The sequence below is a fragment of the Virgibacillus sp. GM2-2 genome, assembly GCF_055329585.1.
Window position 1 is genome coordinate 66428 of sequence record NZ_JBUZWC010000001.1, and the last position, 14537, is coordinate 80964.

A 14537-nucleotide genomic window follows, 5' to 3' on the forward strand; every position below is an offset into this window, starting at 1 on the left:
AAACATTTGTTTATTTTATTAACTTTTGTTTATATGTTATACAACTAGTATAAGCAAAATTATTTATTTGTCAAGAATATGCCTTTATTTCCAGCAATAATATACTTTTATATCCACATATTATCGGGTATAGTTTATGTGATAGTTTTACTTTTAAAAGGGGGATTCGTAATGACGTTACGTCAAAAAATTGCCATACCTGTGTTCATGTGGATCCTTTCATTTATGGCTCTTTATCATTTGACCAATGAGATGATTCCTAATCCGTTTTTTCTATTATTTTTAGTTCCGGTCGTTGTATTTTTCACTATTAAGGATAGAGTCTGCTTTCTTGTATTTATATTAGTTACACTAGTCACAGCCCTTTCGGCTTTAATACTAGCTTTTATTGATAATTGGACAACACCCTCCCAACTTAAATGGATTGGCATACATAGCTTAATTATCCTGAATATCTGGTCAATCTATGTGATATCAAAGTGGTCCTATACTACGGCAAGGAAAAATGAAGTTTTATCGAAGCGCGTTGAGGAGTTAGAGGAACACATAATTGACACTACAATTCTTACAAATCGTGAGTTTGAAAAACAAAAAAATATTATTAGTACTGCAATGAAAAGAAAAAAAGAAGGTGGATACATAGTAAAAATCGGACTACAAAACCTTCCAAAAAACGTGCGTAAAATAAGTTTTATCAAAATTGCTGATTGCACAGTCCAAACTATTCGTGCCTATTATGATATCGTTGGAAAACTGGATGACGTAACCATAACCATATTGTTGCAGGACATTGAAAGGAGTGGGTTGGAAAAAGTAGAGAATCGATTGCGGTTAAACTTAGAAAAAAAGTTTACTCATGAAGCTCTTTCAAAGCTAACTTATGAAAAAGAAACGATTGGCTATCAACCTGAATTAAGTGAAACGACAGGTGATAGATCATGAAGAAAATAATATTAATCCTAGTAATCTCATTAGGGTTATTAGCTGCTATTGGTATTATTTTTGACTTATTCAACATAAGAGGAATTCTACTGTTCACAACATTACTGTTTATAATTCTACTATTCTATTACAGTTTATTAACGATAGCTGGTCTTTATTATCGCTCAAAAAAAATCACTCAACCGAAGCTTAACCAATACCCGAGTGTAGATATTTTGATTCCAGCACACAACGAAGAACTCGTCATAAAAAACACTCTCGATGCAATGGTGAAACTAGATTACCCAGGTGAACTTAACATTTATGTTCTAAATGATAATTCTACTGATAAAACAGCAGATATTGCAGAAGAGTATGACGAAACGTTTAACTACATCCATCACATTAAAGTTCCAAAAGGTGAACCCAAAGGGAAATCTCGAGTGTTAAACTATGGACTTAGCATTTCAACCGGTGAATATTTTTGTGTATACGACGCGGATAACCAACCCGAGAAACACGCACTTACTAAATTAATAGAAACAGCACATTCGTTTGAGAACGCAGCTGGAGCAGTTGGGTATGTAAGAACCATCAATGAAGGTAAAAACCTTTTGACCCGTATGATTTCAGTTGAATTTCAAGTTTTTCAACTACTAATGCAATCTGGTCGATGGCAACTGTTTAAAACCGGTTCACTTACTGGCACAAATATGCTGGTGAACCGCAGTGTTATTGAGGAATTAGGTAGATATGATCCATATGCGATTGCAGAAGATGCGGAACTTACTTTACGAATTACCCAAAAAGGCTTTTATCTACCAATCGTTCCGGATTCAATAACTTGGGAACAGGAACCGGAAACAATGCAAGTTTATATAAAACGAACCCGTTGGCTTCAAGGAAACTTATATATTGTCGAACGCACACTAACCACTCCTGGTTACTTCGGGGGTAAAATGATGGTTCACTCTGTTCATCAATTAATGGTTTACGTTATATTCTGGATTTTTCTAGTGCTTTCCTACATTTGGTTTGTGCTAGGTGTACTCGATATTCTCTATATAACCTATACAATTCCGTTAATGTTTATTTGGTATGTAGCTTATATCGTATACACAACTCAACTAATGAGTGCCCAGGCTGCAGAACAAACGTTTACACCGAAAAATGTATTTGTTAGCTTCATCATGTATTTCACTTATGCTCAGCTATTTTCGTACCTATTTGTCAGAAGCCTTATCTACTATCTAAAAGGCCAAAAAGCAACGTCAAACAATTGGCTGGGATAAAACAACCCGATTTAAATAAAAAATACCAGGTACCGAGTTAGAAAAATAACAAGGTATCTGGTATTTTTTTGTCGTTATTTCCCGGGAAATAAAAGATTCACTCGATAATTGACACTGAATTTATTTTTTGTCATTTAAAAACTCTTTTACCCGCTTCACAAATGGTTCTTTATCATAGGAAAAATACAATTGGCTCGATAGTTTAATAGGATCACCAAAGAAGTACCGTTCATACAATGTTTCGCGTGTACCAAAGGCGCTCATAGTTAGATCCCAGGCTAATCGAAATAGCTGTACTCGGTCCTTCGCATCAGCTGATTTTGCTTGCAAATACTGATTCAAATCTGAACGAATAGTTGAGGCAAAAGCATTTTCTGTCGGAATCGACATTAAACCGCTCGCACCTAATAACTGCACAATCTCTACAAAACGAGGGTATATCCGCGGGAATATATTTATAGCAATCTGTAATGTCGTTCGATCAGGTCGCATATATCCCCATTCGTCAATTTCTGCTTCTGCTTCAGCCTTCAGAACTAATCCTTTAAGTGTTTCTAATCCAACAATAATTTCCGATACTTTTTCCTGTACATGTTGATACTCACTAATATTGATCGTGTCTATAATCGATTGGGCAATCCCGAGGATAAATTCAGTTTTTACAATCTGTCTAGATACTGCTTGGTGTAATGTGAATGGCAAAAATGAACTTGACGACATAAAGCTATTGGAAACGAGTATATTATCATAATAAAAAACTCTATCCCACGGCACTAATACGTCATCAAATACAACAATTGTATCCATTTCTTCAAAGCGAGAGCTTAATGGATAATTAAACCTAGATTCTCCCCCGACAAAAGATTCCCTACAAATAAATCGTAATCCAGGGCTATTGCTAGGAATGGAGAATGCGAAGCCATTTGCTTTATCCTGAATTCCACCGGCTGAGAATACTAATATCTCATCCGTAATTCCACCCTGAGTAGCAAGTAGCCGCGCCCCCTTTATAACAATTCCATCATCATTTTTTTCTATCACTTTTGCAGCAATTGGCTCCTCGTCCGCATCTTCCAAATAAAATTGCGCTCGATTCACCTGAGGATCAATAAATGTATGGGTTAAACATAAATCATTTTCACGTACATGTTCATAGTAGCGTGTAATGTTGTCGGGAAAACAGTTTTCTTTCCCTTTTAAAAAATCCACGGATGCTGCAAACGCCATTAATACTGTATTCATATAGTCAGGGCTTCTACCCATTAATCCATTATTTGACCTTGCCCAGTTCTGAACCATTTTCCTTCTTCTTACTAAGTCAGCACGGGTCTTTGGTTGTAAAAATGATATTCCTACACGATTCCACGTTTTTGGCGATTGATAAGTCATCGATTCGTTTACAGCACTATCATGCTGTAGATCGTATAATGCTGCTTGACTACGCATAATCCCTCTAAATGCAGGATGCTCAGAAATTTTACCGTCAACTTGATTGCCATCAATCCACACATTCGAATGGAGCTGGTCAATCCGTTTAATGTATTCATCTCCAGTTTTCGCTGGCATACGCACACCCCTAGTACTAATTACTTTACAATGGATCGCTTCTAAAGCAGTTATCCATTTTCATACTTGTATCTTATTAATTTATCCCTTTCAGTGTGCCTATGAGAGTGTTAATCAAACATTTGATTAATTACATATACAAAAAACCGCTAGTCATTATGTAGTATTTCCTACATAACAACTAACGGTATTTTCGTGATTACTCAGCTACTGAAGCCCACTTGTATTCATAAAGTGCTCCAAATGAGTTTTCAATTACTCCTTGCATTTTTGGCGAGATCAGCTGTGCAGTTGCACTTTGGTAAACTGGTGCAATCGCTGCATCTTCAAATAAGATTTTTTCAGCTTCTAAAAATGCTTGGTAACGTTCAACAGGCTTTAATGCTAGTTCATTTGCCGTTTTTTCCATTAAAGCATCATATTCAGGATTGGAATATCCCATCTTGTTATTTCCACCATCTGTTACAAATAAATTTAAGAAAGTATATGGATCTAAGTAATCTGGGAACCAAGAAGAAAATTGGATTTGATAATCCATCTCAGAATCAAGTGCTAACCGTTGTTCAAACGGAACCTGTTTCAATGTTATTTCTAGTCCCTCTAGGTTCTGTTCTAGCTGATTTGCAATGTATTCGCCCATTTCTTTAGAAGTCTCACTATCACTTGATAGAAATTCAAGCTCTACTGTTTCTTTTCCTAGCTCTTCTAAACCTTTTTTCCACGCTTCTTTTGCGGCTTCTACGTTATACGTTGACAAATCACCACTAACTTCACGGAAGTCTTCACCAGACTCAGGCATTTTCACAAAATTCTTCGGTACAAATCCATTAGCTACAATGGATCCATCGTTTAAAATTTCATCTACTAACGCTTGTTTATTAAACGCTTGACTTAGTGCACGGCGAATATTGACATTTGCTAGCGCCTCTGACTGTGTTTGATTAAATTTTAGATAGTATACACCAGTACCAAGCGTTACCTCATAATCCTCATTCGCTGAATAAACATCAACTAATTCGGACGTTAAAGCTGTACGGTCTAATTTTCCTTTTTCATATAAGTCGACTCCAACCTGTGGATCCTTCACTACGTCATATGTGATACTTTCTAGTGTCACCGTTTCCGCATCCCAGTAATCTTCATTCTTTACAAATTTCCACGAATCCGAAGTGCTCTTCCAATTCGTTAATTTAAATGGACCATTTGCCAAAAGAGCATCAGAACTTGTTGCGTATTCATCGCCTTGTTCCTCAACAAATTTCTGGTTCATAGGGTAATAAGTTCCAAATGTTGTTAAAGATTCGAAATATGGTATTGGCTTCTCTAGAGTTACAACCAATGTGTAGTCTCCGTCAGCCTTAACGCCTAATGATTCAAGCGGTTTTTCTCCTTTATTAACTGCTGTCGCATTTTTAAGTACGCCACCCATCATATAAGGGCCATACTCAGAGCCAGTGTCCGGATCAAGAGCACGTCGCCAAGCATATACGAAGTCATGTGCTGTAACGGGGTCTCCATTCGACCAAACAGCATCTTCCCGCAATGTAAACGTCCATGTAAGCGCGTCTTCACTAACTTTATGATCCGTTGCGATACCCTCAACAATTTCACCATTTTTTCCTAGTCGATATAAACCTTCATTTGTAGCACTTAATGCTTGAAACGCCAGCAAATCGGTTGCCATCGACGAATCCATCGTTGGGATGATATCAGATGCAGCTAAATTAAATTCTTGTTCAACTTCTCCACTTGATTTTCCTGATTCGCCCGATTCCTTTCCGACCTCACCTTTAAAGTCATCTGAACAAGCAACAAGAATCAAACTCAGCACTACCCCAAAAACTAAGAGTAACGAAAATTTCGAAAACTTCATATGTAATTAGCCTCCTTAGTTTGTAAATAACATCTTTTGGCGTTTAAAAATTTTGTGTAGTTTTAATTATATTAGTTTTCAGTTAATTAAACAAGCAGGTCTTTTGACCTAATATTTTAACCTACTATTACTTTTATGAAATTATAGTACATTTTATTACCAATTTAATGCCAGTTTTTTGAAGGAATTACTTGTTCACAAAATGTCTAATTTTACTCGCTTCACCTGTGATAAAAATCACAGTTAACGAAACGCAAACTTTATATAGTAAACGTATAAGAAACGGAGGCGATCCAATGAGAAAAAATAATAGAAAACAGAAGGATATGGATTTAGTAGGAACGCTCATTAGTGTTTTTGGCGTAGGAATTTTCATTCTCATTGCCTGGTTTAGTATGTACTTTTTTCACTTATCACGTTAATCAAGAAAGAGGTGGATTTATATGCACGTACACAAGTTTGAAAAAATCTGGTTGATTTTTGGAATCTCGTCCTTAATTTTATTTTTATTGATTATTGGAGTCAGTGCATTTACGCTTGGCCATCAACCTGCGGGAGGTGATCATGCTGTTCATCCAGAACACATCACACATACTGCGCCGTTTGACAATCCAGGAGTTGTAAAGCTAGATGACAATACGTATCAGGTAGCCTTAATCGCAAAAACGTTTGGTTATGAGCCAAACAAAATCACTGTTCCTGTTGGCAAAAAAATTATATTTAAAGTGACTAGCCCAGATGTCACGCACAGCTTTTCAATTGTTGATACAAACGTAAACATGATGGTCGTTCCTGGACAAGTAAACACAAAGGAATACACCTTCACAGAGGAAGGTAACTATTTAGTCATCTGTAATGAATATTGCGGGACCGGTCACCAATACATGAAGACGGAAATTGAGGTGGTAGCACATGAATAAGCAAATAGCGAAGCCAGATAGAAAACTAGCGTTGACTAATATAGTGGTAGCTTATACTGCCTTTCTAATCGGTACGTTTTGCGGATTACTTCAAGTTTTTATCCGTAATAACGCACTTGTACTTCCGGTATGGCTTGATTACTATCAAATACTCACTGCTCATGGCGTGTTACTAGCACTCGTTTTTACTACTTATTTTATCTATGGATTTTTTTACACTGGTATGAGCAAATCAATCGGTACATTCGGAAAAAAAGTGCGAGGATTTTCGTGGTTAGGATTCTACATCATGACAGTCGGCACTATTCTCACCGTTGTTATGATCGTATCTGGCGAAGCATCCGTAATGTATACGTTCTATGCACCACTCCAGGCACATGGATTATATTACGTAGGATTGGCACTATTTATTGTCGGTACATGGGTTAGTGGATTTGCCTTGATTGGCCATTATGTAGCATGGAAAAAACAACACAAAAAAGAAATGAGTCCTCTATTTGCATTTATGACAATTGTTACGATCGTTCTATGGCTAATTGCATGTCTCGGGGTTGTGGCAACAGTTTTGTTCCAATTTATACCTTGGGCGTTTGGGTGGGTCGATACAATAAACGTGGAATTAAGTCGAGCACTATTTTGGTACTTTGGTCATCCACTCGTTTATTTCTGGCTACTACCTGCGTACATGGCCTGGTATCTGGTTGTTCCAAAGCTTCTTGGTACAAAAGTATTTAGCGATTCGCTCGCACGATTAACATTTATGTTATTTATTTTGTTTTCCATACCTGTTGGTTTTCACCACCAATTAGTTGAACCAGGAATTCCAAGCTTTTGGAAATTCTTGCAAACATCCTTAACCTTTATGGTAATCATTCCATCACTAATGACTGCGTTCTCGATGTTTGCAACATTTGAAGTTTCAGGTAGACAAAAAGGTGCAAAAGGATTATTTGGTTGGGTAAAAAAACTTCCGTGGCGTGATGTCCGGTTCACATCTATTTTTATCGCAATGCTCTTTTTCATCCCTGGCGGCGCTGGCGGAATCATCAACGCGAGCTTTCAGTTAAATGAAGTCATACACAATACATTATGGGTTGTCGGACACTTTCACATTACTGTTGGCGCACCAGTTGCGATGACGTTTTATGGATTGACCTTTTGGCTAATTCCATATTTATCAGGTAGGCAATTAACCAAATCGTTACAAAAACTCGCTTTTATTCAAGTGTTCACATGGGCTATCGGTATGTTTCTCATGTCTACCTCCCAACATATTTTAGGACTTCTAGGTGCACCAAGAAGAACAGCGTATTCGAATTATGGCGATCATCCAGCTGCCCTAGAATGGTTTAACGGAATTTTTTCTAATCATGTAACAATGGCTATCGGTGGATCCATCTTATTTTTATCAGCTAGCTTGCTAATTTTCATTGTCATTCAAGGATTATTCGGTTCACCAAAAGCAACTAATGAGCTAAATTTTGTTGATTTCCCACTTGCTGAAAGTGATGCAAGTCACACACCAAAGTTCTTAGAAAATTGGTGGCTATGGATCGGAATAGCATTCGCCTTAATCATCATCGCTTATGCTATTCCATTAACTGATATGATTCAGCATGCACCACCAGGATCTGAAGGATTTAAAACATGGTAGGAGATGATAAATATGTTCATGTTTGTACTTGCATTCATCATCGTTTTTACAATCGTGACAGGGATTATTGTTGAGGTTAGTGAATGAATATTGAAAAGGGACCGGAATTAACTCCGATCCCTTTCCTTCTAAGAATATGATATCGAAACTGCCCAATAAATTTCTGTTCATTAGAACATTCGTTTATTTTTGGCCGTTTCGCATATTCTCTTCAGCGAGTCTAATCATGCGTTTGACCATCTCGCCACCCACTTTTCCGTTATCACGTGCAGTAGTATCGGCTCCAGGCTCGACACCAAATTCATTTGCAATTTCTTCCTTCATGTTATCAATTGCATTTCTTGCACCAGGCACTAACAAATCGTTATTGTTCTCTGCCATCATTGATCACTCCTTGTGGGATTTCAAACTGAACAGAATAAATCCGTTCACCGTTAGCTTTTGAGATAACTACAATTTTAATCAGGGAAAAATTAGTAAACACACCTAATTGTTAAAAAAACCGTCTATCACATCTTCAATGATTTCTAACGAGTCTTCCACTTTTACCTTCACATTCAACTTTTCAATAACTGGACGGAGCAAACTTTCCGTATCTTCGTCCATTATCAAGTTCATCGGAATTCCATTAATGTGTTCAATAAACTTCAGAAATTCGCGTTGAACCGTCCCTACATCTTGCTTCCCTGTAAGCATACTATGATACACAACGAGACCTTCATTTTTGTCAGCAGCAATAATTAGATAAGGAAGTATTGGTCGTTCTGACTCATCTTCTTGAATAGGCAATTCGATAAAACGCGTGGAAAACTCAATCGTCGCGATCAGCTTTTGCTTTTCTAACCGTCTCAGCTCTAATTCGGAAACATCTAATGTCACCTCATTTTTAGCATAATCCTGTAAATCCACGATATTGTTTTTGAAAACGTACGGACGCCTTTTTCCAGGTATGCGGGCCAATACAGATTGTTCCTCATATAAGTCCGGTACTGCAAGTCCATCAGCAATTTCCTGACAAACATGTAAGGCTTGTACAAGAGCTAACTCCATCCATTTTCTTTCCTGTTCATCTAAGGTCCAGGGAAGAAATCCTGGTTTATGACTCGTAAACGTTGGCCATGCCTTTTTACCGTGAAAGCTCCTATAATTCCCTTTAATCACTGCGTACTCTTCTGCAATTAAATCTTCCCGGTTCTCAAAGCTCAATAATATTCCCTGTTGATGATCGATTAAATAACGATTCGATTTCTCTCCGCCATACGTATCCACCAACGACCGATATCCCCGTTCACCAATATACACACACATCCCATAAAATTGATTACCTTCATTGAGAATGGTACAAAATAACCGCTCATCTGTTTGTGGATCTTGAACCATAAAAACGAGCGAGTTGTCCATAAAATTCCAAGGCTTTAACTTATACAGCGCTTTTGCTTTATCTAAAATATCCGGCCAGTTATTATTTTTCGTCTGCATCTCTTTATTTTGTTTGAGCATATCCTCTAACAAAGCCTCAATGTCTAAATTGACTTCCATAGCCAAATCAACTAATGGATCAACTTCAAGGTCAATTTCACCCATAATAATTTCATGTCTACTATCCTCAGGTGGCGCACTGTTTTTAGCACCAACACATCGAGGGTACGAAACCCCTTGTTCTCGAGGCATTATTTTTGTCAACACAACATCATGATCCCAATTATCACCAAAATCATAGACATAAGATGCTTTATCATTTTTCCGGACGAAATAATCCACCAGCTTAACATCTTTTTCCTTTAAGCTACCTTCCCGATCAACAAAATTATCGAAAAAGTCAAACTCAAGGTCAACCTCCTGACCAATTTCAAGTCGATCGACCTTTCTCCCATTAGACTTCGTTATGAAAAAACTATGTAGGTGACCATCTAGCCAATCAAACACAACCTGTAACACCTTATGCAAGTCGTGAAACGTAGCATTACTATCCATTTGAATTTTACGCCATACGGGAACACCGACATCCTTCAGTGTTACTTTAAATTCGTATATCATTATCCCACCTCGTTTTTCCTAGTGTAGCATATGATGTCATCAAATCAATTTATTTACTAAAAGCAAATTGTAGGATACTATTCATAATATGAAAGTTTTGTATTTAGCTAATTTTCTATAACTTCAAAATGAAGGTGAAACTGTGAACCTTACTTATTTTTTATTTTTCCTATGCATCATTATATGTACATTAATTATTACATACTGGGCAGCAAAACAGAGTAAAACAACCAACCAATATTACATCGCCGCTGGCAGTTTAACGGGAATACAAAACGGGATGGCTATTGCTGGGGATTACATAAGTGCCGCTTCCTTTTTAGGTATTGTCGGAACAATTGCAATCAATGGCTATGATGGATTCTTATATGCGATTGGCTTTTTAGTATCCTACTTAATTGTCTTGTTTTTTATAGCTGAGCCGGTTCATCATTTAGGTAAATACTCCTTAGGGGATGTTGTATGTTCCCGCTTTCCAAGCAATAGAATACGATTGTTAATGGCCATTGGAGCATTTATTATTTCTATTTTATATATGATTCCTCAGTTAGTAGCAGCAGGATTATTAATCCGGTTGCTATTAGATATAAATTATTCTACCTCTGTATTAATAATCGGGAGTCTTATGACAGTATACGTTGTATTCGGAGGAATGTATGCCACATCATGGGTTCAAATTGTGAAAACTGTTGTTCTATTGTCCGGAACCTTTCTACTTTCGTTAATTGTATTTTCTCGTTTTGACTGGAGCCTCTCTGAATTGGTTGCACAGGTTAAGCTCGGTACTCCTTTGGGCGAAGACTTTTTTCTCCCTGGAAATTTATTTGGTAACCCAATTGAAACGCTATCCCTTCACCTCGCCTTAATACTTGGAACAGCTGGATTACCACATATTTTAATACGTTTTTTTACCGTTCGTAATACAAAAGAAGTGCGCAAATCACTTTTCACCGCAAGTTGGATTATCGGTATTTTCTATATCATAACGCTTGTTCTAGGACTTGGTACGGTAGCATTGATTGGGTTTGACCAGCTGATAGCACTAGATCCGACAGGAAATTTGGCTGCACCATTGTTAGCGGCCAAGCTTGGCGGAGATTTTTTGATGGCGTTCATTGCAGCTATTTCTTTTACAACAATCGTTGCAGTTGTTGCCGGTTTAGTCATATCAGCGACCACTGCATTTTCACATGACATTTATTATCACATTATAAAAAAAGGACAAACTACCGAAAAAAAACAGCTTCGTGCTGCACAATGGACTGCGTTCACCGTAGGGCTCGTTTCCACTTTATTTGCACTTGGCTTGGAAAATATCAATGTAACATTTCTTGTTTCTTTAACATTCATTGTTGCTGCTTCTAGTAACCTTCCTGTTTTGTTGCTAACAATCTACTGGAAACGCTTCACGCAAACAGGAGCAATCATTGGGATGATAAGTGGATTGATAGCTTCACTAATACTATTATTACTAGGACCTCACATAATGAATCCAGATGGTGGTTGGATTACACGGGAACCGATTTTTCCATTGTATAATCCGGGCATCGTAGCAATCCCTGTTGGATTTATTGCTGCTTATCTCGGGTCAATCATTTCATCAGATAAACCACAATCTTACACAGAATTTAGGCAGTTTTACATCAAAGCACAGACAGGAATTGATACGAGGAGGCTGCCAAAATGAAAGATTTAACCATTATTTTATTTGAACGGCTTGGATTATTATTAGTACTTGCTTTCGTACTTACACGCATTCCTGGCTTTCGATCACTACTCTACCGAGAATTTAATATGAAAATGTCCCTTGTTCATGCCTGTATGTTTGGTCTTTTTGGAATCGCTGGCACAATCACTGGAGTAGTTATCGAAGGAAATTCCGCCATTATCCATGACTTTATTTGGACAGTACAGGAAGATCAATTGATAGTGAGTTCAAGCCTTGTTGCTATTGTCATCGCCGGATTATTAGGAGGACCAGTGGTTGGATTAGGTGCAGGTATCATTGCCGGTGCCCATCTTTTTTATCTTGGAGGAATTGGTGTCATTGCTAATACCTTGGTTAATCCACTTACAGGACTACTCGCAGGATTAACCGCACGTTTTTTTTCAAATGAACGCGTAATTTCACCGATGAAGGCATTATTTATTGGGGTTTTTCCACCTGTATTATTAATGCACATGTTGCTAATATTTGCTCCACGACCTGACATCATGATCAGCATTGTTAATACCATTGGATTACCACTCGTGTTGTCGAATAGTATTGCCATTGCGATCTTTACTGCAATGATCGGAATTGTATTACGGGAACAAGAAAATATGGCGGCATCCGCAACAAAACAAGCATTAACCATTGCGGAGGAAGCACTACCTTTTCTAAAAAAAGATTCCTCACGTGAAATGGCGATGGGAATAACTAATTTGCTATACGATCGATTGAGGTTGGCAGCTGTTTCCGTAACAAACAACCAGGAGGTTTTGGCACATAAAGGGTTGGGAGCAGATCATCATCGAGAAGGAGATCCGATTACCACTTCTTTATCACTTCAAGCGATTGATACGAAACAAATGCAGGTAGCCTATTCCAAGTCAGAAATACAATGCAAAAACGACCACTGTCCATTAGAAGCTGCGATTATGATTCCAATTATGGATGCGAATAATGTAACAGGAATTATTAAATTTTACTTTAAGAAAGCACAACATATACGACCGGTAGAGTTAATGCTGGCACAAGGACTAGGGCAGTTGATTTCAAATCAATTGAATACAATTGCCTCTGAAAAATTAAAAACACATATCCGTGATACGGAATTACGGAATTTACAAGCTCAAATCAATCCGCACTTTCTCTTTAACACGCTCCATATAATTGCGGCCTTGTTTCGAAAAGATCCGGAAAAAGCGCGTCATATTACGGTTCAGTTAGCTCACTATATGCGGTTTAATATTGGTCTTGTTTCTTCATCACTCGTTCATTTAGAAAAAGAATGTCAGCACGTTAAAGCGTATATTGATATTATTCAAGCTCGTTTTTCAAGTCGATTAAAAATTGACTTCTCGGAAGACGAGGGAATTTCGAAGGTATATATTCCCCCCTCAACAATTCAGCCACTTGTTGAAAATAGTGTTCAGCATGGTTTAGAAAACGTAACAAGCGGTGGAATGATACACGTAATTTTAAAAAGATACAATCAATCTATTCGGATAACCGTTCGTGATAATGGAACTGGATTCCCTGATGAACTTATCGACCGCCTTGGTCATGAGTTATTAAAAGATAATGATGACAGTGGTGCTGGTTTGTATAACGTTAATCAACGTTTAATTAGTCTGCTTGGAGAGTCCGCACGTTTGCACATTCGTAACCTGCCTTCCATTGGAAGTGAGGTATATTTTACTATTCCATATAACGAGTAGGAGGTAATTTTAATGAAAAATATTCACGTTATGATTGCGGAAGACGAACAATTGGCACGAGAAGAGTTAATCCATTTATTACAAAAGGAACAAGATATCATTACATATACTAATGCCGAAACAGGTGATCAATTAGTAAAACTCTATTTGGAACATGAACCTGACGTTATTTTCCTGGATGTTCAAATGCCGGGGATGTCTGGTGTGGATGCCGCCAAACGAATAATAGAAGCAGCCTACATCCAGCCTCCCCTTTTCGTTTTCACAACCGCTTATGATGAATATGCATTAGATGCGTTTGAAATTGATGCAGTGGACTACCTGTTAAAACCGTATGATGATGCACGATTTCAGAAAACGATGAAGCGTGTGCGAAAGCAATTAGCTCATATTGATAGTAAGTTGAGTCGCAATCTTCAATTACAAGCGCAATCACCATCATCAAAACTCCTTGTTGATGATGGCGATCGAATGGTAGTCCTTTCCCCTGAGTCTATCTATTATGCAGTCCCTGTAAAGCGAATGCTGGAAATACATACGAAGGAAGAAGTAATAGAAAGCAGAATGACACTACATGAATTGGAAGACAAATTAAAAGGACAATCATTTTTTCGTACACATCGAAGTTATTTAGTGAACTTAAATTATGTACGAGAAATTACGCCATGGTTCAACGGAACATGTAATGTAACCTTACAAGACAATGATCATACAACATTGCCGGTAAGCCGAGCAGCAAGAAAAGTTCTTCTGGAATTATTCAAAAATTAACCACTTATGAATAAATTCATTCAATTCAAACATTAATAACTACAATTGAACCAAATTCGTCCTCAGATGATGAAGCTATT

Annotated in this window: 11 protein-coding genes and 1 pseudogene; 8 read left to right on the top strand and 4 right to left on the bottom strand. The window is 37.5% G+C overall.

The window, feature by feature from the left end; translation table 11 throughout:
- Nucleotides 1-171 precede the first annotated feature (171 nt).
- On the top strand, nucleotides 172-942 hold the full coding sequence (locus ACY9Z2_RS00290; protein WP_463607594.1) for a hypothetical protein: 771 nt from the start codon (nucleotides 172-174) through the stop codon (nucleotides 940-942).
- A pseudogene (locus tag ACY9Z2_RS00295) lies at nucleotides 936-2232 on the top strand (glycosyltransferase family 2 protein). Before ACY9Z2_RS00290 ends, ACY9Z2_RS00295 begins: the two are co-directional and overlap by 7 nt.
- A 101-nt stretch (nucleotides 2233-2333) precedes the next feature.
- Here ACY9Z2_RS00295 and hpaB read toward each other — a convergent pair.
- Together hpaB and ACY9Z2_RS00305 are read right to left on the bottom strand one after the other, a co-directional pair.
- Nucleotides 2334-3779 (bottom strand): 4-hydroxyphenylacetate 3-monooxygenase, oxygenase component, encoded by a 1446-nt coding sequence (gene hpaB / locus ACY9Z2_RS00300; protein WP_463607595.1) that lies wholly within the window; start codon nucleotides 3777-3779, stop codon nucleotides 2334-2336.
- A 199-nt stretch (nucleotides 3780-3978) separates the two neighbouring features.
- Nucleotides 3979-5652, bottom strand: a complete 1674-nt coding sequence (locus ACY9Z2_RS00305) for a peptide ABC transporter substrate-binding protein (protein WP_463607596.1) — start codon at nucleotides 5650-5652, stop codon at nucleotides 3979-3981.
- A gap of 296 nt (nucleotides 5653-5948) precedes the next feature.
- Between ACY9Z2_RS00305 and ACY9Z2_RS00310 the strand changes: the two genes are divergently transcribed.
- The 3 genes from ACY9Z2_RS00310 to ACY9Z2_RS00320 are packed head-to-tail and all read left to right on the top strand — an operon-like array spanning nucleotide 5949 to nucleotide 8226.
- Nucleotides 5949-6074 (top strand): cytochrome C oxidase subunit II, encoded by a 126-nt coding sequence (locus ACY9Z2_RS00310; protein WP_463607597.1) that lies wholly within the window; start codon nucleotides 5949-5951, stop codon nucleotides 6072-6074.
- A 21-nt stretch (nucleotides 6075-6095) separates the two neighbouring features.
- Nucleotides 6096-6572, top strand: a complete 477-nt coding sequence (locus tag ACY9Z2_RS00315) for a cytochrome c oxidase subunit II (RefSeq protein ID WP_463607598.1) — start codon at nucleotides 6096-6098, stop codon at nucleotides 6570-6572.
- On the top strand, nucleotides 6565-8226 hold the full coding sequence (locus ACY9Z2_RS00320) for a b(o/a)3-type cytochrome-c oxidase subunit 1 (RefSeq protein ID WP_463607599.1): 1662 nt from the start codon (nucleotides 6565-6567) through the stop codon (nucleotides 8224-8226). Before ACY9Z2_RS00315 ends, ACY9Z2_RS00320 begins: the two co-directional genes overlap by 8 nt.
- A gap of 183 nt (nucleotides 8227-8409) precedes the next feature.
- Here the strand turns inward: ACY9Z2_RS00320 and ACY9Z2_RS00325 are convergent, their stop codons facing one another.
- Both ACY9Z2_RS00325 and ACY9Z2_RS00330 read right to left on the bottom strand, forming a co-directional pair.
- Complete coding sequence (locus ACY9Z2_RS00325) at nucleotides 8410-8607, bottom strand: alpha/beta-type small acid-soluble spore protein (RefSeq protein WP_463607600.1); 198 nt, start codon at nucleotides 8605-8607, stop codon at nucleotides 8410-8412.
- A 105-nt stretch (nucleotides 8608-8712) separates the two neighbouring features.
- On the bottom strand, nucleotides 8713-10263 hold the full coding sequence (locus ACY9Z2_RS00330) for a plasmid pRiA4b ORF-3 family protein (protein ID WP_463607601.1): 1551 nt from the start codon (nucleotides 10261-10263) through the stop codon (nucleotides 8713-8715).
- Nucleotides 10264-10405: 142 nt separating this feature from the next.
- Between ACY9Z2_RS00330 and ACY9Z2_RS00335 the strand changes: the two genes are divergently transcribed.
- The 3 genes from ACY9Z2_RS00335 to ACY9Z2_RS00345 are packed head-to-tail and all read left to right on the top strand — an operon-like array spanning nucleotide 10406 to nucleotide 14457.
- On the top strand, nucleotides 10406-11950 hold the full coding sequence (locus ACY9Z2_RS00335) for a solute symporter family protein (RefSeq protein ID WP_463607602.1): 1545 nt from the start codon (nucleotides 10406-10408) through the stop codon (nucleotides 11948-11950).
- The gene (locus ACY9Z2_RS00340) at nucleotides 11947-13686 is read left to right on the top strand and encodes a LytS/YhcK type 5TM receptor domain-containing protein (RefSeq protein WP_463607603.1); all 1740 of its coding nucleotides are present in this window, start codon (nucleotides 11947-11949) and stop codon (nucleotides 13684-13686) included. The genes ACY9Z2_RS00335 and ACY9Z2_RS00340 overlap by 4 nt, the downstream gene beginning before the upstream one ends.
- A 12-nt stretch (nucleotides 13687-13698) precedes the next feature.
- Nucleotides 13699-14457, top strand: coding sequence for a LytR/AlgR family response regulator transcription factor (locus ACY9Z2_RS00345; RefSeq protein ID WP_463607604.1), 759 nt, complete (start codon nucleotides 13699-13701; stop codon nucleotides 14455-14457).
- Nucleotides 14458-14537: the final 80 nt, after the last annotated feature.